The 19853-nt window shown below is 67.0% G+C and carries 18 protein-coding genes; 6 read left to right on the forward strand and 12 right to left on the reverse strand.

What is annotated here, in order from left to right:
• Positions 1–225: 225 nt before the first annotated feature.
• The 9 genes from NZU74_12720 to NZU74_12760 all read right to left on the reverse strand — a co-directional run bounded on the left by NZU74_12720 (position 226) and on the right by NZU74_12760 (position 10269).
• On the reverse strand, positions 226–846 hold the full coding sequence (locus tag NZU74_12720; GenBank protein ID MCS6882187.1) for a Uma2 family endonuclease: 621 nt from the start codon (positions 844–846) through the stop codon (positions 226–228).
• 271 nt (positions 847–1117) lie between these two features.
• Positions 1118–1756, reverse strand: coding sequence for a response regulator transcription factor (locus NZU74_12725; GenBank protein ID MCS6882188.1), 639 nt, complete (start codon positions 1754–1756; stop codon positions 1118–1120).
• A gap of 262 nt (positions 1757–2018) precedes the next feature.
• Positions 2019–3686, reverse strand: coding sequence for a SulP family inorganic anion transporter (locus NZU74_12730; protein ID MCS6882189.1), 1668 nt, complete (start codon positions 3684–3686; stop codon positions 2019–2021).
• A gap of 268 nt (positions 3687–3954) precedes the next feature.
• Positions 3955–4902 carry a haloacid dehalogenase-like hydrolase gene (locus tag NZU74_12735; protein ID MCS6882190.1) on the reverse strand — a complete coding sequence of 316 codons (948 nt, stop codon included), beginning with the start codon at positions 4900–4902 and terminating at the stop codon, positions 3955–3957.
• A 290-nt stretch (positions 4903–5192) separates the two neighbouring features.
• The gene (locus NZU74_12740; protein ID MCS6882191.1) at positions 5193–6731 is read right to left on the reverse strand and encodes an arylsulfatase; all 1539 of its coding nucleotides are present in this window, start codon (positions 6729–6731) and stop codon (positions 5193–5195) included.
• Positions 6732–6789: 58 nt separating this feature from the next.
• Positions 6790–8145, reverse strand: coding sequence for an anaerobic sulfatase maturase (locus NZU74_12745; GenBank protein ID MCS6882192.1), 1356 nt, complete (start codon positions 8143–8145; stop codon positions 6790–6792).
• Between the two features lie 57 nt (positions 8146–8202).
• Positions 8203–9027, reverse strand: a complete 825-nt coding sequence (locus NZU74_12750) for a hypothetical protein (protein MCS6882193.1) — start codon at positions 9025–9027, stop codon at positions 8203–8205.
• A gap of 318 nt (positions 9028–9345) precedes the next feature.
• Positions 9346–9903: an LURP-one-related family protein gene (locus NZU74_12755; protein ID MCS6882194.1), complete on the reverse strand. Its 558-nt coding sequence runs from the start codon at positions 9901–9903 to the stop codon at positions 9346–9348.
• A 21-nt stretch (positions 9904–9924) separates the two neighbouring features.
• A complete protein-coding gene (locus tag NZU74_12760; protein MCS6882195.1) occupies positions 9925–10269 on the reverse strand; it encodes a response regulator transcription factor in 345 nt (114 codons plus the stop codon).
• A 346-nt stretch (positions 10270–10615) separates the two neighbouring features.
• Here NZU74_12760 and NZU74_12765 point away from each other — a divergent pair, with 346 nt between their 5' ends.
• From NZU74_12765 to NZU74_12785, 5 genes are all read left to right on the forward strand, one after another.
• Entirely contained in the window at positions 10616–14395 is a 3780-nt protein-coding gene (locus tag NZU74_12765; GenBank protein ID MCS6882196.1) for a histidine kinase, read from the forward strand.
• 107 nt (positions 14396–14502) lie between these two features.
• On the forward strand, positions 14503–15177 hold the full coding sequence (locus tag NZU74_12770) for a GAP family protein (GenBank protein ID MCS6882197.1): 675 nt from the start codon (positions 14503–14505) through the stop codon (positions 15175–15177).
• A gap of 220 nt (positions 15178–15397) precedes the next feature.
• On the forward strand, positions 15398–15889 hold the full coding sequence (locus NZU74_12775; GenBank protein ID MCS6882198.1) for a DUF1269 domain-containing protein: 492 nt from the start codon (positions 15398–15400) through the stop codon (positions 15887–15889).
• Between the two features lie 136 nt (positions 15890–16025).
• A complete protein-coding gene (locus NZU74_12780; protein ID MCS6882199.1) occupies positions 16026–16565 on the forward strand; it encodes a hypothetical protein in 540 nt (179 codons plus the stop codon).
• A gap of 16 nt (positions 16566–16581) precedes the next feature.
• On the forward strand, positions 16582–17346 hold the full coding sequence (locus NZU74_12785) for a hypothetical protein (GenBank protein ID MCS6882200.1): 765 nt from the start codon (positions 16582–16584) through the stop codon (positions 17344–17346).
• A 240-nt stretch (positions 17347–17586) separates the two neighbouring features.
• Here the strand turns inward: NZU74_12785 and NZU74_12790 are convergent, their stop codons facing one another.
• From NZU74_12790 to NZU74_12800, 3 genes are read right to left on the reverse strand one after another with little or no spacing between them, the layout of a single operon-like run.
• On the reverse strand, positions 17587–17892 hold the full coding sequence (locus NZU74_12790; GenBank protein MCS6882201.1) for a hypothetical protein: 306 nt from the start codon (positions 17890–17892) through the stop codon (positions 17587–17589).
• A gap of 16 nt (positions 17893–17908) precedes the next feature.
• Complete coding sequence (locus NZU74_12795; GenBank protein MCS6882202.1) at positions 17909–18265, reverse strand: hypothetical protein; 357 nt, start codon at positions 18263–18265, stop codon at positions 17909–17911.
• A 59-nt stretch (positions 18266–18324) separates the two neighbouring features.
• Entirely contained in the window at positions 18325–18717 is a 393-nt protein-coding gene (locus NZU74_12800; GenBank protein ID MCS6882203.1) for a hypothetical protein, read from the reverse strand.
• 307 nt (positions 18718–19024) lie between these two features.
• Between NZU74_12800 and NZU74_12805 the strand changes: the two genes are divergently transcribed.
• The gene (locus NZU74_12805) at positions 19025–19591 is read left to right on the forward strand and encodes an META domain-containing protein (protein MCS6882204.1); all 567 of its coding nucleotides are present in this window, start codon (positions 19025–19027) and stop codon (positions 19589–19591) included.
• Positions 19592–19853 lie beyond the last annotated feature (262 nt).

Below are 19853 nucleotides of genomic sequence, written 5' to 3' on the forward strand. Positions count from 1 at the left end.
TTGGCCGATGATCGTCCCAAGCGACGCCCCGGCCCCGCGGGGCGATGGCGGCGCGTCGGGCTCCGCCCGCGTCCCATCGGCGGCGGATGCGGCCCCGCGGGGGGCGGCGGACGCGCCGGGCGGATTCGGTATCGGTCAATGGCGGGGCGTTGATGCCAATAATCGCATCATGTGGCCCCTCGCCGATCATCCCGACCTCGACCGCCCCTCGCAATCCGCAATCTCCTACGCGGCGTCAAACACCTCGTCCACGCTCACGCTGAACCCGGCGAGGAGCTTTGAGACGGCGCGCTCACCGCGATGGAAGACGCCGTGGGTCACGTAGGCGTCGCCTTCGAGGACGAGCACCGTAATCGCGCTGGCCTGGGGGTCCACGATCCAGTATTCCGGGATGCGCGCCTCGGCGTAATCGTGCGGCTTCTCTTCGGTGTCGCGCCCACGGTCATCGGGGCTGACAATCTCGACCACCACGTCGGCGCCGGTCCAGTACGCGTTTTGCGCGCGGGGGTCGTTCTTGTTCAGAACAAGCAGCAAATCTGGCTCGCGGAACTTGCCCGGTCTGATCTGGAGGCGTAGCGGCGCGTAGAAGACATCGCCGCCAATGCGCTGGACGGCGACGAGCAAAGCGAGGAAGAGCACCCTGGAGATGGCCTGGTGGTATTTGGTCGGCATAGGCAGGACCTCGATCGTGCCGTCGGTGTACTCCAGCAGCCGGTTGGTCTGGTCAGTAATGAGCAGGTACTGCTCCTCCGTCCAGTGGCCCTGGAGCGGGTCGAGGCTGACTACGAGTTCGCCATGCTGTTCCCAGATCATCCGCAGGTTCGCCTGTTTCGTCTCAATGGCCATAGCTGGCTCCTCTCGGAAAGGTTTGACGGAAAGTCGCAAAGGCGGAAGCGATGCGTTGCGGCTTAGCGACCTGGCGTCAAACCCGACCCGGCGAGAGAACTGCGTTTTACCGCGATAGTGATGCCGGAAACACGCAAACAAGGAACTCCGCGCCCTCGGCGGTGCGTTCCCGTTCGGTAGATTGAACACATTGCATACGCCAGCCAGAATTGGCGGGAAGGCCATGCGGGGCGATCCGCAATCACAATAACGGTTGCCGAACGCCAGGCCCTCACCCGACCAGATTGTGTTGCACCGCCACGCCGACCGCTTCGGTGCGGTTGGCGACGCCCAGCTTGCCGAGAATGTTATGGACGTGGTGGCGCACGGTGTTGCGGCTGATGAAAAGTTGCTCGGCGATCTGCTCGTTGCTTAGCCCGGCAACCATCAGGCGCAGCACCTCCAACTCGCGCTCGGACAGGTCGCTCCCCGGCGCCGGCGGCGCGTTGAGGGCGCTGACCAGGGCCCGGGTGGCGTCGGGGCTGAGCACCGGCGCGCCAGCGAAGGCGGTGCGGATGGCCCCGATCAGGTCGCCGGCCTGCATATCCTTCAAGAGGTAGCCGATCGCCCCCGCCTGCAGCGCCTGCTGCACCAGGGCGCCCTCGCTGAAGCTGGTGAGCGCCAGGACGCGCACATCCGGGAAGCGCCGGCGCAGTTCCCGGGTGGCGGTAATGCCGTCCATCTCGGGCATCATCACGTCCATGATCACCAGATCAGGCGCCAGGCTGGCCACAAGCTCCAGGGCCTCGACGCCGCTGGCCCCCTCGCCGACGATCTCAATGTCGTCGGCGCCGCCGAGCAAAAAGCGCAGGCCCCCCCGCACGACGGCATGGTCGTCAACCACAAGCACTCGGATGCGTGACTTCGTCATGTTCCACCTCTGGCCTGCCCTACGATTGCTCGCGGGGCGTGAGGGGTATGGGAACACCCGGTTCCCCCGCTGGCCGCGCGGCCCTGGCCGCTGCGCCCCAACGGAATTATACCCCCTGGCCGCGTTCCGTGGGGGCGCAGGAGGGGCGGGGGGGGGGGGGGGCGCCGCGGGCCCCCCCCCCCCCCCGCCGCACAAGACGGGCGCCCCCCACACAAAACGGGGGCCCGGGCGGGGGGCTGTTGGGGCGCTGGGCGCTGCGCCCCTACGGCGCCGCGATCCACTGCTCGGCGGCCTCCATCGCTTCCTGGAGCGACTGGCCGATCCGTTCGTCCACCAGGAAGACGTTGTTCCGGCCGATCGTCTGCAGATGGCCGGTGCGTTCCAACTGGATCAGCACCCCCGGGTCCACGCCGGCCAGCATCAGCTTGCTCTCCCGCTCCCGTAGCGCCTGCGCGTAGCGGGCCAGCACCTCCATGAAGGTGCTGCCCAGCTCCGTCTCGCCGCGCAGCACCAGGATCACCGCCGCGTGGCGCGAGCCCTCGGTCACCGCGGGGAGCTGTGCGTTGAACACCGGGGCGGCGGCAAAGAACAGGCTGCCGTAGGGAACGAGGACAGTCACCTGGCGCCCGGGCACCTCTGCCGGCGGCTCGCCCTCGACCGGGTACTGCCCCGGCTCCACGCGCCAGGCCACCACCCGCACCCGGTTCGACTGCTGGAACACGTAGAGCAACACCGCCAGGCCCACGCCCATCAGCACCGCGTACTGGAGCGGCACCAGCAGGCCGGCGATGAACGTCAGGAGCATCACAGTCTGCTGCACCGGTCCGGTCTTCCAGACCGTCACCACCTGGCCGAGCTTGAGGGTGCGGAAGCCGATGATGATCAGCAGCCCCGCCAGGGCGGGCATGGCCATCAGGCCCACCAGGCGCCCGAAGAGCACGATGCCCAGGGCGATCACCACGCCGGCGACGATGTTGGCCAGGCGCGAGCGGGCACCCGCCCCGATCACCAGCGAGGTCGCCGACATCGAGGCGCCCACCGGCATCCCCTGGAGCACCCCGGCGACGATGCCCGCCGCCCCCTGTCCAACGAAGTCGCCCGAGGCGTTGGGGAAGCTGCCGTCGGGGTTGGCGACCGACGCGCTGATGCTCGCGCCCTGCACCAGCCCCACAAAGGCCAGGGAGAGCGCGGGGATGAGCAGCGTGGGCACGAGGGCCAGCGACGGCAGCACCGGCAGTGGCAGTGAACTGGGGATATCGGCGACGTCCCTGGCCAACGCGATCTGCTCGGCGCCAGCCAGGGGCACCACCAGCGAGACGAAGAACAGCGCCACCACCATCCCCAGGGCCTTCAGGCGCGTCCGCTCCAGGGTCAGGATCAAGATGATCGTCAGCACCCCGGCCGCCAGGGTCGGCACGTGGACCTGGTCCAGATTGCGCAGGAGATCGAGGGTTCGCACCACCCGATTCGGCCCCGAGCTGCTGTAGCCGGTAAAGGTGTCGAGCTGCCCGAGGATGATCAGCAGGGCTACGGCGTTGACGAAGCCGACCATCACCGAATTGGGCACGAAGCGCACCAGCTTGCCGAGACGGAGCAGACCCGCCACGAGCATGATCAGCCCGGTGAGCACCGTTAGCGTAAAGAGCGGGACGTTGGGGTCCGACGCCCGGATCACCTCGGGCACGCTGGCGACGATCAGCGCCATGGCGCTGGTGGCCTGCACGGACATCAAGACCGAGCTGGTGAACAGCGCGCCGGTGATCACGCCGGTCATGTAGCTGTTGAGGCCGTAGACCGGGTTGACCAGCGCAAGCAGGCCCGAGGCCAGCCCATCGGGGATGCTCTGGATGCCCAGCACCAGGCCGGCGGAAAGATCCTCGCGGACGGTGGCGCGGTTGAAATACTGCCGGCGCAGGAACGGGAGGTGCATGAGCGTCTCCGCGACACGGGGAGATCTGGTAGTCTGTAGACGAAGTTTTCCGCTAAACCCCCAGCCCTTCCCCAACTCTCCCTCGCTGGGGGAGGGCTCCCGGCGCCCAACGGGGGGAGGCTGGGAGGGGGTCGGAAATGCCAGGCAAAGTTCATATAGCGGTCCTACGCCATCTTTGAACAGCGGCCGTGCATAAGGACGCAGCGCGCTGCGTCCCGACGGGTACGTCTGATGCTCCGGACTTCAAAACCTGAAGAGGACTGCTATATCAGCCACTAACGAGTTCCGGGAAAACCTGCTCCCAGTCGCGCTGCATACTCACCACCGTCCAGCCCTGGGCATAAGCCGTCTCCAGCGCCCGCTCGGCGCCCGCCGTGTAGGCGAACTCGCGTTCGGCGTCGTCATGTAGGACGAGCAGACGCAGTGCCGGCAACGTCGGGCTGCCGGCGAACTGCAGCATCGGCAAGTCGCCGTTGGCGTTGCCCGCCGCCAGAATGGGCCGGCGCCCGACAACATCCCAGATCTGAACGGGCTTGGCCGGTCCATCGTTGATCACATCAAGTTCGGCGCGCTGCACAATCGTCCCCACGCCGTCGCGCACCTCGTAGCTGTATGCCACGGCGCTCCCGATCACGCGCTCGCGCGGGATAGCGTAGAGTTGCTCGGCGAAGCCGCGCATGAACTCGCGCCCACCGCCGGAGACGATGTAGCAGGTGAAGCTGTGGTCCTCGAGGTAGCGCAGCAACTCGAGCATCGGCTGGTAGAGGCATGTGGCGTAGGGCCGGCCGAGGGTGGGATGCCGCTCCCGGGCCACGAAGGCCGCGGCCTCGGCCTCGACCTCCTCGACGGGGCGGGCGTCCGCGAGGGCCAGGATGCCGTCAATGATCGCGTGCACGTCGCTACTATCACCCTGATAGTGGCGGGTGATTGCCCCGCTCAGCCAGGCGTAGTCCTGCTGGTACGCCGCCTGCCACGGCTGCCGCTCGCGCAGGGCCGGGTTCTGCGCGGCCTGCGCGGCCAGTTTGCGCAGCAGCAGGTCGAGCTGTACATACATCGGTTTCTCGCACCACAGGGTGCCGTCATTGTCGAAGACGGCGACCCGATCGGGGGGCGGCACGTAGCGCGGGTCGGCCTCGTCGGTGACGGCGGCTACGAAGTCGAGGATGGCCTGCCGGGTCGGCGTTTCGTTCCAACTGGGAAGGCTGTTGTGTGTCATAGTGGTTCCGTGAGAGTAGGAGAACCAGGCGCACCCACATCATACGGCATGGTTTCAAGCTAGCTTGACAGGCTGGCCCTTGCTGCCACACCTCCACAGCGCTATGGGATATAGAGCTGTGGAGGTGTGGAGGTGTAGAGCAACGGCAGGGCATGTTTTTCAGTGGCTTGTCTGTCTGCTCCCCATCTCCACGCCTCCACGCCTCCACGCCTCCATACCTCCACGGACCGATTATGTGAACGTATGGAGCAACGGCTAAGCTGAAAGGCATGCTTCCGAAACGCGCCTGATCAGTTGTTACTCAGGGCCTGTTCCATCTTCTCCAATACCTGATCAATGCTGAAGCTGGCCGGTTTCATGCGCGGCGGGAACTCCTTGAAGGTTTCAAGGAAGTTCTGTACGAGAAACTGGGCCGCATACGTGATGTAAGCCCGGTCAATCAGCCAGTCCCAGTAGGTATTCGAGGTAATATCCGCCCGCTCGAACGGATCGGTACGCAGGTTGAAAATCTTGGGGACTCGCAGGAAGACAAAAGGCTCGGCCCAGATCTGTAATGAGCCCTGCACGCGCTGTTCGGCGAAGACAACCTTCCAGTTGTCGAAGCGCAGCGCTACCAGGTCGCCGTCGTCGGAGAAGTAGAAGAAGCCCTGCCGCGGCCCTTTTGCCTGCTCGCCGGTCAGGTAGGGCAGGAAGTTGTAGCCGTCCAGGTGAACCTTGTACGTTCGATCGCCGATCCGGTGGCCCGCCTTGAGTTTTGCGCCAATGTCCGGCTCGCCCGCGGCGGCGAGCAGGGTGGGCAGCCAGTCCTCGTGGCTGAAGATCTCGTTAGAGATGGCGCCCGCCGTAATCTTGCCGGGCCAGCGCACTAGCATTGGGACGCGGAAGGCGCCTTCCCAGTTCGAGTTCTTCTCGTTGCGGAAGGGGGTCATCGCGCCGTCGGGCCAGGTGTTCATGTGCGGGCCATTGTCGGTTGAGTACATCACGATGGTGTCCTCGGCGATGCCAAGCTCGTCGAGCAGGTCGAGCATGCGGCCCACATGTTTGTCGTGCTCAATCATGACGTCGTGGTAATACGACTGCCAGCGCCCGGCCTGGCCGAGCACATGGGCCGGCGGGCGGACGCGGAAGTGCATCCAGGTGGTATTGAGCCAGACGAAGAAGGGCTTCTTGTCGGCGTGAGCGCGCCTGATGAAGTCCTGGGCAGCCTCGACGAACTCGACATCAACGGTCTCCATGCGCTTGCGAGTCAGCGGACCGACTTCCTCGATGCGCTGCTTGCCGACGCGGCCCCAGCGGGGGTGCTCGGTCGGGTCGTCTACGTCGGTGGCCCAGGAGCGGACCATGCCTCGGGGCCCAAAGAGCTTCTTGAAGTTGGGAAAATCGGCCTCCGGCGGGTAGTCCTCATGCTCGGGCTCCTCCTCGGCGTTAAGGTGGTAGAGGTTGCCGAAGAACTCGTCGAAGCCGTGAACGGTGGGCAGGTACTTGTTGAGGTCGCCGAAGTGGTTCTTGCCAAACTGGCCCGTGGCGTAGCCGAGGGGCTTGAGCAGCTCGGCGATGGTGGGGTCCTCGGCATGAAGGCCCTTATCCGCCCCCGGCATGCCCACTTTGCTGAGGCCGGTACGGAAGGGGCACTGACCGGTGATAAAGGCCGCGCGGCCCGCGGTGCAGCTCTGCTGACCGTAGCTGTCGGTGAAGCGCATCCCCTCGTTGGCGATGCGGTCGATATTGGGCGTGCGGTAGCCCATTAGCCCGTCGCTGTAGCAACTCAGGTTAGTAATGCCGATGTCGTCACCCCAGATGACCAGGATGTTTGGTTTACCGTTGGGCATGGGTTCGGGATCTCCTTTCTAGTCGGACCGAAGCATCGGCAAAACCGATGCTTCGACCCTATGACAGAAGCCGGGGCGATGCCCCATGGCAATGTTTGAGCTTGCGCCCGCTGCCACAGGGGCAGGGGTCGTTGCGCCCGGCTTTCGCCAGGGCACGCTGAAATGCAGCCTCCTCGCGGGCCAGGATCGTCATCACCTCGGCGGCCGGGCGGCCCCGGCGGATCAGTTCGGCGATCAGCCGCATGGGCCGGTCAATATGGGTGAAGAAGCGCCGGTAGCCGGCGCACAGGTAGTTCAGCCCCGGCTCACCGTCAGGGGTGAGGATGAAGCGGTTCTTCGGGCACTCGCCGTTGCAGGCGAACAGCACCGGGCACTCCCGGCAGTACTGCGGCAGGGTGTCGCGCTTGTCCTGGCCGAACTTGCGCATCTGCTCCGAGGCCACCAGTTCGATCATCGGCGTTTCTTTGATGTTGCCGAGCCGGTGCTTCGGCTCCACGAAGTGGTCGCAGGTGTAGAGGTCGCCGTTGTGCTCCAGGGCCGGCCCCAGGCCACAGGTCTGGTCGAAGACGCACATGCGCGGGCTGAGGCCGAGCCAGCTTCGCGCGGCGGCCTCGAAGGTCTGCACGAAGACCCGGCCCACGTCGTGGCGCACCCACTCGTCGAAGATCGTGGTCAGGAAGCGCCCGAACTGTTCGGCGCCAACCGAGCGCTCCGAAACGGTGTCGCCCTCCTGGAGCAGCGCGCGCCCGTCGGCGTTGATCCGCTCGACCACGGGGATGAACTGTATCCAGTCAGCGCCGACTTCGTCGCGCAGGAAGCAGTAGACCTCAAGCGGATGGTCAGCGTTGGCGCTGTTGACGGTGGTGAGCACGTTGAAGGCGACACCGTGGGCTTGCAGCAGGCGGAGGCCGCGCATGACCTTCTCGAAGGTCGGCTTGCCGCCCTTGTCGTAGCGGTAGCGGTCGTGAAGCTCCGCGGGGCCATCCAGGCTGATGCCGACGAGGAAGCCGTGCTCCTTGAAGAACGCGCACCACTCGTCGGTCAGGAGGGTGCCGTTGGTCTGGATGGTGTGCTCAAAGCGCATGTCCGGGCGGCGGTGGCGTTCGGCGACGGCCATGGCGCGGCGGAAGAAGTCCAGGCCCATCAGGGTTGGCTCGCCGCCCTGCCAGGCGATAATGACGTGGTCGGTGCTATGGGCGGCGATCAACTGGCCGATGTAGGCCTCGAGCACATCGTCGGCCATGCGGAACTTCGAGCCGGGGTAAAGTTGCTCCTTGGCCAGGAAGAAGCAGTAGGCGCAGTCAAGGTTGCAGATCGCCCCGGTGGGCTTGGCCAGAACGTGGAAGGCCGCGGGCCGCGGGCCGCCGGCTGTGACTGGCGTGCCCGTGTTGGCGCTCGCGCTGAGTGCGATCATGCGCGCTCCTTAGTGAGGGCTGATACCCGTTCCCGTTGACTGGATCGTCTGACGCCCTCACCACTCCCGGCTCAACTCGGCGATGGCGGCATCGGCGGCGGCGGTGGCCTGCTGAAAGGCCTCGGTGGTGATCAGGTCGGCGTCAACCAGGGCGTCAATGGCCGCGGGAGCGTCGGCGTCGGTGAGCAGCCCGGCGACCACCAGGGCGCGCACCGCCTCGGCAGCGATGGCCATGCGGAAGGTGTCCACGGCCTCCACGGTGGCGGCGGCCTGGGCGATCGCGGCCTGCTCCAGCGACGCCGCCGCCTCCAGGGTGCTCAGCGTGTCGAGCAGCGCTGCGCCCCGCAGCGCCGCGGCCCGCTCGATCGCCACCTCGGCCTCGACGATCGCGTTCAACTCGCGGCCAACGGCCAGCAGCGCGTCGCGGGTAAGGAAGCCCTGTGCCACCATGCGTCCCCCGGCTTCGCGAATGGCCGTTGCAAGACCGATGGCCCAGGCGTGCTCGAGGAGCACCACGGCTGCGGCCGTACCGGGCGCCAGGTCGGTGGCCGCGAGGCGGATCTCGTTAAGGGTAAGCCCCGGCCCCTGCTCCGGGATCAGCATCGTTTCAAGCTCCGCCGGCTCGGGCTGTGACTCGACGGTCACCCCCAGGCCCAGCAGGGGGTCAATCAGCGTGCCGACGCTGCTCACGCTTCCGTCGGGCAGGTCCTGCTCCTGAAGGGCGCGAATGGTCCCGTCGGCCTCTTTCATCACGAAGCGCAGGTCAATGATCCGGATCAGGCCATGGGCGCGCAGTTCGTCAAGCTCGCGCAGGATCTGCCCCTTGAACTGATCAACGCGGTCGAAGGCGATGGCAATCGCCTGAATTGGTCCCGTTTGCATGGCAATGCTCCTTACATCCTCGGCCCTGTGCCGGGCGATGGGGTTTCTTTCTCAACAGAAGGGAGATTCCTGGGAAGGTGAAGCCCTCCCGGACCTTCCCCCGCGCGGGGGGTTGCGCCCTTCCAGCGCCTCCCACGGGCAGGAGTACGGGGAAACCTGGTTTCCCCGGGGCGCTTATTAGTCTGTGAACTGAGTTTTTCGGTAACTCCGCCCCCTCCCCAACCCTCCCCCGCTGGGGGAGGGAGACCGGCTCCTCCCCCCAACGGGGGGAGGTTGGGAGGGGGGCGGAAATGCCAGGAAACTTCGTTCACAGACGAATCAGCGCCCGCCGTGGGCCATCATGTCGATCACGATCGTCACGGCCAGGATCAGCGCCTCGTTCTGGCCGGGCTCGATCTGCACGCCGTACTGGTCGCGGATGCGAAACCACTTCTTCGAGACCTCGGCGATCTTGCGGTTGCCTTCGCCGATGGTGTACTCGTGGTGGAGGATGTTGCCCTGCACCTCGAGGTCGGGCCCGTCGCCGACCTTGACCGTCCAGCGGTCGCGCAGCGGCGTGATCAGCGCCTTGCGCACGGTGGCCATGCGCTCACCGTTCGGCCCCTCGATCTCCATCGTGTCACGCACGCGCAGCATGCGCTCCTGCACCCGGCACTGCACCTGGCCCTGGGCGTCCTCGATGATCAGGGTACTGCGGATGCGCAGGGCCTTGCCGTCGACCTTGTAGGCGCGGCGGCCGTCGCTGTCCTCGATCCAGAAGTCGTCGCCGATGGCGACCATGCGCTGGCGCACCTTGTAGCGCACGGCGGTGCCGCGCCGGCCGAAGGTCTCACGCTCCTGCTGGCGCTGCTCGCGCGCCTGTTGTCGTCCTCGCATTGCTCGTCCCTTTCCTCAGTATCAGCCGTACAATGACTCGATAAGCAGCGCGGGCGGCTGGTCCTTGCTGACGAAGGCGTCGGCCCCGGCGGCGAGCGCCCGCGGCTCGTCGTCGGGCCGCGCGCTGAGCACGATCACCCGCACGGGCGCGAAGACACGGCGCAGCGCGCCAAGCACCTGTGGGGCCAGGTGGGCCGGCAATTCCCAGTCCAGCAGCACCACGTCGGGCCGCAGCGCCAGCAGCCGCGCCACCAGATCGGGCCGGGGGCCGAAGGCCCCCACGAGCTGGACGCCGGGCCGTGTCGCCAGGATGAAGCAGAGGGCGGCCCGTACGTGATCGTGGGCTTCGACGATGCTGACCCGCATAGGCGCCTCGTATGTCCGTTTCGCGTCGCCACTTCCACGGCTCTGAGCTGTGGAGGTGTGGAGATGTGGAGGTGTGGAGGTGTGGAGGTGTGGAGGTGTGGAGGTGTGGAGCAACCACGGGAAGAGCATGTCACCTCCACATCTCTACATCTCCACATCTCCACATCTCTACACCTCTGTCAGGTGTCGGGAGCAACCTTCATCGTTATACCGGATCGGCCCTTGCGGCACACGCCCCCCGGGAGCGGTTTGCCGCTGGCTCGGGTAGATAGCCACAGCGAGACGGTTGGGGATGATCGCCCGCCCGTCCGCATGGATAGCGCGCGCTCAGCCATACAGGCGTATAATGCCCCATATGGGCCTGCTGGCCATTCTTCGTGTTACCAGTCTCGAAAAGACCCGTCGCTGGGCGACGCTGGTCTTTGTGGCATTGATGCTCCTCGCCCCGACGCGCAGCGTCGTCGCGCAGGCGCCGGCGCGTCCGGCCGGCGGTCTCCCCATCAGGATGCTCGGCATCGCTGAAGGGCTGCCCCATCCCGCCGTGTATGCCATCGCCCGCGACCGCTTCGGCTTCCTCTGGTTCGGCACGCTCGAGGGGCTGGCGCGCTACGACGGCCACCGCTTCGTCGTCTACCGCCCCGATCCAGGCAACCCGAACACACCGGCGAGCGCCCAGATCGACACGCTGTACACCGACCGCGCAGGAAACCTCTGGATCGGCACCTTCGCCAGCGGGCTCAACCGGTACGACCCGCTGAGCGAGCGGTTCACCCTGTACCGCTTCGACCCCGCCGATCCAGCCAGCCTGAGCAGCGACGCGGTGCGGGCCATCTGCGAAGATGGCGCTGGAGGACTCTGGGTCGGCACGCTCGGTGGCGGGCTCAACCGTCTTGACCCGGCCACGGGGCGCTTCACCCGCTACCACCACGACCCCGCCGACCCGTACAGTCTGAGCGACGATGACGTCACGGCCATTCTCGACGACGGGCGGGGCGGGCTGTGGGTCGCCACGGCGGGAGGGCTGAACCGCTTTGACCCGGCCACGGGGCGCTTCATCCGCTACCGCCACGACCCCGCCGACCCCGCTTCCCTGGGCGGGGACAGGGTGGCGACGTTGTTGCGTGACAGCGCAGGCGCCCTCTGGGTGGGCGTCACCGGCGCCGGCCTCTATCGCTACGACGAGGCGCGCAACCGGTTCACCGGCTATCGCCGCGACCCCGGCGCGCCCGCCGACCAGCCCGGCGATAACGTGGTGGCCCTGGCCGAGACCAGCCCAGGGCAACTCTGGGTCGCCACCTACGGCGGCGGTCTCGCCCGCTTCGACGTGGCCAGCGGTCGCTTCACCGACGTGAACCGCCTGGCTCTCCCGGGCAGCGGGCTGGCGACAAATAGCATCGAAAGCCTCTTGCCGGGCGCCGACGGCTTGCTCTGGGTCGGGACGGAGAACCGCGGCGTCGCCCTGGTTGACCTCCAGCCCGGGCCGTTCACGATCTACAGAGCACGACCCGATCCGGAAGCCTTTCCCGACGCGCTCTGGCCCGGGGTGATCAGGGCTGCCGTGGAAGACAACGACGGCGCGTTGTGGCTCGGCGTGGCCGACTCGGGCGTCGCCCGCTTCGACCGCCAGCAAGGCGTGGTGCGCCACTACCGCCACGACCCCGCCGACCCCCACAGCCCTGCCGGCAACCGGCCCCAGGCCATGCTCCTCGACCGGAGCGGGAGGCTGTGGATCGGCTACCATACCGGTCTCGACCGCTTCGACCACGCCACCGGCCAGTTCGTCCACTACCCGGCCAACCCCGACGACCCGGCGGCGCTGAGCCAGGCCGACATCTTCGACCTGTACGAGAGCCGCGATGGGGCGATCTGGATCGGCACGCGCGGCGGCGGCCTGAACCGCCTCGACCCGGCCACCGGGCGCTTCAGCCGCTACCGCCACGATCCCAACGACCCCGCCAGCATCAGTTCGGATAACGTCGGCGCGATCGTCGAGGACCAGTGGGGCAATCTGTGGCTCGGCCACGAGGGCGCCGGAGTGAGCCGTCTTGATCGGGCCACCGGCCGCTTCACCAACTATCGCCACGAGCCCAACGACCCGAACACGCCGGGTTCGAATACGGTGCTGGCCTTTTACGCCGACCCGGCGGGCAACATCTGGGCCGCCGCCTGGAACAGCGGGCTGGACCGGATCGACCCGGCCACCGGCCGCTTCACGCGCTATACGGTCGCCGACGGTTTGCTGAGCGGGAAGATCAACGGCATCCAGCCCGACGACGCCGGCAACCTCTGGCTCACCTCGAACCAGGGCCTGATGCGCTTCGACCCGCGCACCGGGAAGAGCGTGGCCTACACGCCGGCCTCGGCGGGCCTGCCGCCCGGCGGCTTCGCCCTGAACGGCTCGGCGCGCACCCGCGCCGGCGAGATCGTGCTGGGCGGCTTCGATAGCCTGGTCACCTTCTTCCCGCGCGAGGTGCGGCCGCAGACCGAGGTGGCGCCGGTGGTGTTCACCAACGTCCTGGTCGCAAACCGACCGGTCGCCCTCAGCCCGACGGCGCCCCTGACGACCACGATCAACGCCGCAACGGAACTGACGCTCTTCTACCGCGACCGGGTGCTGAGCCTGGAGTTCACCGCCCTCGACTACCGCGCCCCCGAGGCTGCCCGCTACCGCTACCGGCTGGTGGGCTTTGAACCGGAGTGGGTGGAGGTTGACAGCCGGCGCCGTGTTGCCACTTACACCAACCTCGACCCGGGCGCCTACACCTTCGAGGTCCAGGCCGCCAATGGCGAGGGCGTCTGGGGAACGCAAACGCGGCGGCTGCGGATCATCGTCGTTCCACCCTGGTGGCAGACGTGGTGGTTCACCCTGCTGGCCGGCGCGACGGTGGTCGCCTCGGTTGGCGGCGGGGTGGGTCTGCGCCTGCAGGGGGAGAAACGCCAGCGGCGCCGGTTGGAGGCCGAGGTCGCCGCCCGCACCGCGGCCCTGACCGCCGCCAATGCCGGCCTGGAGGGCCAGGTGCGACTTGAGCGCACCCTGATCATGAGCCTCGACCTCGACACGCTGCTCGGCGGCATCCTCGAACAAATCGGCGAGGTGGCGCCCTTCAGCACCGCGGCGATCTTCACCGTCGAGGACAGGTCGCTCACGCTCCGCGCGCTGCGGAGCCGGGACCTGGCGCCGGCCAGCGTTCCGGTGCGGCTCGACCTGGAGCAACTCCCGCAGCTAGGCCCGGTGCTGGCCGGGGGGCGCACGCAGGTGCTGCACCGGGCCAATGCCAGCAGCGAGGCCATCAGCTACCTCGCCAGGATGTTTGGGCAGCCGGTGCGCGCGCAGACGTGGCTGGTGGCGCCGCTGGTGGTGCAGGAGCGGGTGATCGGCGCGCTGGTGCTGGCACACCCGCAGTCCGATGTCTATGGCGCCAGCGAAGTGGCGCAGATCGAGCCGTTCGTCAGTCCGGTCGCGCTGGCGCTGGAGAACGAGCGGCTGCGGCAGCAGGCCCGCAGCGCCGCGATGCTTGAGGAGCGCGCCCGCATGGCCCGCGAGTTGCACGATGCCGTCACCCAGACCCTCTTCTCCGCCAGCCTGATCGCCGAGGCCCTGCCCGAGGCCATCGAGCGCGACCGTGAGCGCGCGGCCCGGGGCGCCGCCGAACTGCGCCGGCTGACCGCGGGGGCCCTGGCCGAGATGCGCACCCTGCTGCTCGAGCTACGCCCCCGATCCCTGACCGAGCTGTCACTGGGCAGGCTGGTGCAGATCCTGGCCGCCTCGCTCTGTACCCATAGCCCCCTCACCGTCACCGTGACGGTCGAGAACGACTGCACGCTGGCGCCGGAGGTGCAACTGGCCTGTTACCGCATTGTCCAGGAGGCGCTCAACAACGTGGTGAAGCACGCCGCCGCGGCACGGGTTGAGGTCACGCTGGACTGCACCCCGGCGGAGGTGCTGCTGCGGGTGCGCGACGATGGCCGCGGTTTCGACCCGGCCCGGGCGTCGCGCGGCGGCCTGGGCCTGGACATCCTGCGGGAGCGGGCGAGCGAGATCGGGGCGCAACTCACGATTGAGACCGCGCCGGACGCGGGCACGACCGTCCTCCTTCACTGGCAGGCGCGCGATGGGTCGTCGTAGGGCCTACGACGACGCCAATGCTTCGGCCCTACGTTAACCCCATTCGGACGCCAAATACGGCAATCCAAAATCCACAATCCGAAATGGTATGACGCGAGGAGAACCTCATGACCTCCCTGGCAGGCGAATTGCTGCCGATGATCCTCGGCAACGTCCTGGCGCCGCTCTGGCTCATTATCGTCCTGTTGCTGCTCGCCAGCCCGGGTGGGCTCGCCAAGGGGGCCGGTTTCGTCCTCGGCATGACCCTCACCCGTGTGGTGCAGGGCGTGCTCTTCGGCGTGGTCTTCGCCGCCTCAGCAGACGAGACGGCGGGCGGCGGCGCCCCTGTGGCTGCGACCATGAAGCTGCTCCTCGGCATTCTGCTGTTGATCGCCGCGTACAAGAAATGGCGCAAGGAGGAGGACCCGGACGATCCGCCGCCGAAGTGGATGCAGTCGCTTAATCAGACCACGGCCCTCAGAGCGTTCGGCATGGGCGCGCTGGGCGTCGCGGTCGCCCCGAAGCTATGGGCGTTTACGCTCTCGGCCCTTGCCGTCATCAACGCCGCAGGGCTCGACCGGACCGGCGCGATCATCGCCTACGCCGCCTACATCGTGTTCGCGCAGATCCTGCTCATTCTCGCCGTGCTTGTCTCCGCAGTCGCGCCGCGGCGCTCGCATACGCTCCTCCAGCGGGCGATTGACTGGCTCACAACCTACAATCGGCCGATCTCCATTACGGTCGCCCTGGTGTTCGGCCTTTTCTTCGCGTGGAACGGCGTGAGTGGACTGCTGGGTTTGTGACGCTGCTGATGAACCGCCAGCAGTGGAGCTTCGGGTGATCCACATGGATGTGCCAGCGCTCGACCAGACGATGCCCACAGGCTCAACCAGACGGACGATGGTGAAACGCTCCTGGCGTGTGATCCGGGTCGCGGCCGCGTATGCTGTAATGACTCCGCACAAGGGCCAGGGCCGGCAAGTTAGTGGAACGGCCCGGCGATGTACGGTCGAAGGAGTGATAATGGCCACGCTAAGTGTACTCAAGTTCAACTCGGTTGACGGGGCGGATCAGGCCCTGAACCTGCTGGAAAGCCTTCAGAAGCAGCAGTTGATCCAGGTGCTCGACGCAGCGGTGGTGAGCTGGCCCGCCGACAAGAAGAAGCCGAAGACGCGCCAACTTTACTCGACCGCTGGCGCTGGCGCTCTTAGTGGAGCTTTCTGGGGTATGCTCTTCGGCCTGCTGTTTCTCATTCCCTTCCTCGGCATGGCCATCGGCGCGGCCATGGGCGCGCTCACCGGCCGCTTTGCGGACTATGGCATCGATGACAGGTTCATCAAGTCGGTGCAGGAGAAGGTGACCCCCGGGACATCGGCCCTTTTCCTGATGAGCCAGGCCGCGGTGACGGATAAGGTGATCGAGGCGATGAAGAGCCTGCCGCCTTTCGAGATCATCCAGACCAACCTCTCGCAGGAGCAGGAGGAGCGTCTGCGCGCCGAGTTCGGCGAGGAGTAGTGACGCCCTCTCCGTTCACTGGCCTGGCGGCCCACCTGGTTGGCGCCACCGGGCTTTCTGGCTCCGAGAACCCCCTTCCATTCTTCGGGATGGGAGGGGTATGTGTACCCCACGGATACGGAGACGGAGACGGCAAATGTTTCCCTACCTACTGATCGCCACGGGGCTCGTGGTTCTCGTCGTTGGCTCGCGGCTGACCATCGCGGGAGCGGCGGTTGGCGCCATCCTCGGACTCGCCCTGCTGCGCCTGCTGCCAGGGAACCAGGGTTTCTGGCTGGCGCTGCTCATTACGCTCGGGTTCGCGGCACTGTCCTTCTTCGGTGCGAGCCGGGCGAGAGGGGCCCTGGGCCGCCTCACCCTCATCCTCGGCGCCGTGGCGGGCGCCGCGATCACGCTGAACGTGCTTGACCTCTTCCGCCTCAGCTTCGGCCTGCTCGACTGGATCCTGGCCGTGGCCGGCGCCTGCATCGGGGCCGTACTGGTCATCAGTTTCAAGGATTGGGCGGTGATCATCCTCGCCGGGCTGGCAGGGTCAATGCTGACCATGCGCGGCATCGGCATGCTGCTACCCTGGCTGGATGGGCTGCTTGCCACATCGCTCGCGCTCGTGCTGGCCGCAGCGGGTATCGCCTACCAGGCCGGCCTGTTCACGCGGCGCAAGCCCCTGCCTCGATGAGGCATGGAGTGGTTCTATGACTCTCCTGCGTAGAATCGCCGGTGGCGTGGTGTTCGTGGTTGCGCTGATCACCTTCCTGCTGTGCGTGACCGGCACAATCGGCGCCTGGTTCGCCAAGGCCACCGTTGATGCGACCTCGCTGGCGGTGATCGATACGCTCACCGACTATCTCGATCTGACGGTCCAGACGATTGACACACTCGATGCTAACGTTGCTGGCGTAGAACAGAAGCTCGAGGTGCTGCGGAGCGAGCTGCCGGCCCTCCGCGCAGAGCGCGCCGACAGGCCGGCGGTGCAGCGGGTACAACGGTTCGTCACCGACGAACTGCAACCCGCGCTGGAACAACTGACGCTCCGCGCGCAACGCCTCCAAGACGGGCTGGAGCGCTTCAATCAGCGGCTCGAACAACTCGGCCGTTTGCCGCTTCCGAAAGTGCCGGCTCTCCCCGGCGCGCTGGCCAGGCTGGACGAGCAGATCGAGGCCGCGCGCGCCCAGGCCGAGGAGATGCGTGCGGCAATTGAGACCCGTGATCCCGTGCGCCTCGAGTCTGCCGTCGAAGATACATCCCAACGTCTGGGACAGATACGCGCTGTTCTGGAGGACGTCGCTTCGCGCGTCACTGCCACCCGTGCGTCGCTAGGCGATATTCGCCAGGCGCTGACCTTCTGGTCAACGGTGAGTACCGCTGCCGTCAGCGCGCTACTGGCCATCTTTGCCGCCGGCCAGATCAGCCTTGCCGTACACGCCTGGGGTTGGATGCGGGGGCAGCGGCAATCCTGAGGTGAACATCGGCGGGTAGGGCCGCAGCGTGCTGCGGCCCCCGTACGGACGCAGCGCGCTGCGTCCGTACGGGGGCAGGTTTTCATCGCGGCGGTGTGCAAGCTGCGAATGGGCGTCTAAAATCGCATCCGAGCCCATGATGTAAGGCCGAAGCATTGGCTACGCCAATGCTTCGGCCTCGGCCTCGACCTTACGGGGAGCGCGCGGCTCTCCTGCCGGCCTGTCGCCCGGGCGTCCGGCCTATGTCCGCCCGGGCGTTGCCGTACTGCCGAGGCGGTCGCGGTTTGCATAGCCCGAGCCGCCGATGGCGCCCATATCGATCAGAAAGGCCAGAATAACCCAGAACCAGCCCCAGAAGTCGAGGCCGCCCGGCCCCCAGACCAGCACGTACATGAGGGTGGTGAAGGGCAGGAAGAGGATTCCCAGCAGCGGCAAGAACCAGCTCCCGCCGAAGGCGGCGCTGAACAACACCGGGCGGGCCAGCCAGATGAACAGAACGCCGAGGCGCGGGAACATTCCAGCGAAAATCGCGAATAGACAACCCATGCTCGACTCTCCCTCTCTAGAGGCCCCGATGGCCTAAACTGCTTCGCCCGCCCGCCCCGGCGTCATCGGCGCTACCCTTGATGCCGCGTAGCCAGAGCCACGCGACGAGCGCGACGGCAAGGCAGACGGCGCCTGTCAGCACCAGGGCCGATGCGACACCGACACCGAAGGCCTCGCGGTAAGCCGCCATCAGCCCCAGACCGCCGATCGTGGCCGGCGTCCGGGCGAGGTCATCGACGGTGATCCCTTGCCGCAGCGCAACATCAACGGCCTGCAGCGCGATGGCTTGCTGCTGTGGGTTGAGGCTCAACTCGCCCATGCGCAGCTTGAAGTCGGCCGTCCCCCGCAATGCCACGACGGTCGGGAGCAGCACGCCGGCCAGACCGCTGCCGGCGAGCCCGGCCGCCCGGTTGAGCCCCGAGTTGAGGCCGATCAGGTCTGCCGGCAGGGCCGCAAGTAGGCCCAGGAGGCCGAGGCGATCAGGAAGCCGAGGCCGAACAGCATCATCATCGGCACGAGGACCAGGTACGGCGTGTTCGGGCACACCAGCGCGGTGAGCAGCAGGATCAGGCGCCGGCCGAGCAGGTCGCCCAGGACGCCGCCGACAAGCTGGCAGGCCACGAACAGCAAGGCGCCCAGGCTGGCGAGGACACGATACTCGCGCCATCCTGTCCCGAAGGCCGACGAAGGGATCTCGTAGCCGATCATCCATAGAAAGGGCTCGGCTTGCTGGGCGAAGGCGACTGTGCAACAGGCCGCCAGCATCCACCAGCGCCGCGGGTCGTCGTACCGGCGAGATGCCAGCGCCGTCTGCACCTGCGTCACAGCTCTTCTCGCATCGGCGCTGCCTCAACGGTTGCCCGGCCCGGCCGGGTCGAGGCTGGCGTCGCCATAGAGGGCAAGTGTACAGTATGAGCGTACAAAAAGCTGCTCGGTGATGCACGCGCCGGGTGCGTAGTTCTCGGCTGATTCCCATAGACAGCCGCGGTGATCATCCACCTGGATGAGTGGATGCGCCAGGCGCCGTGAAATACTCCATTTTGCGTGATGCGCTCTCCTCGCATTTGGATTATGTTACCCCCGTCCCCCGTGGGACGTCGCAGGTCACGACCGCAGCAAAAGGAGTACACCGATGTACAGATTGTTCCTCCTTGCCCTCCTGGGTCTCATCGTCGCGTTCAACGGCGCGCCTCGCGCCATGGCCCAGGGCAGTCTCCCCAGCGAGATCACCGGCTCAACCTGGGAGCTTGTGAGCCTGACACCCGCCGGCGGCAGCGCCGAAGATACGACCGGCGGCGGGATCACCATGGCCTTTGGCCCCCAGAACGCGGTGAACGGCTCCGGGGGATGTAACAATTACCGCACGAGTTACACTACCACGGGCAGCGGCAAGATTGACTTTGGACCGGCGGCGGCCACGCTGCGGGCCTGCCCCGAGCCGGAGGGCTCGCGGGAGGGGCGCTTCTTCGTTGCCCTGGATGCGGTCAACGCCTATCGCCTCGACGCCGGCCGGCTCATCCTGAGCGCCGACGACGGGACCGAGCTTGTCTTTACCGTGCAGGCTGCCACAGGCGGCGCGACGCCGCCCACGACGCTCCCCGGCACGGGCGGCGAGAGCCACGCCGCGCTCTGGATGGCGCTGGCCGCGGCCGTGCTCGGCGGCGCGGGGCTGGCCCTGCGTCGCGCGGCTGCCCGCTAAGTCGTCTGTGAACGAAGTTTCCTTGCATTTCTGCCCCCCTCCCAACCCCCCCCCCCGTTGGGGGGAGGCGCCGGACTCCCTCCCCCAGCGGGGGAGGGTTGGGGAGCTCTCAGGTGTAGGGTTTTTCGAGCGCGAAGGGGTTTTCGGCATTCCAATGCGCTTCCGATCCTCACCCCCTGCCCCCCTCTCCACCTATGGTGGAGAGGGGGAGTTGGGTGTCCTGATGCCCCAGATGGCGAATGCGACGCGAGGATGCGCCGGA

It is taken from the genome of Chloroflexaceae bacterium, from assembly GCA_025057155.1.
GTDB lineage: Bacteria > Chloroflexota > Chloroflexia > Chloroflexales > Chloroflexaceae > JACAEO01.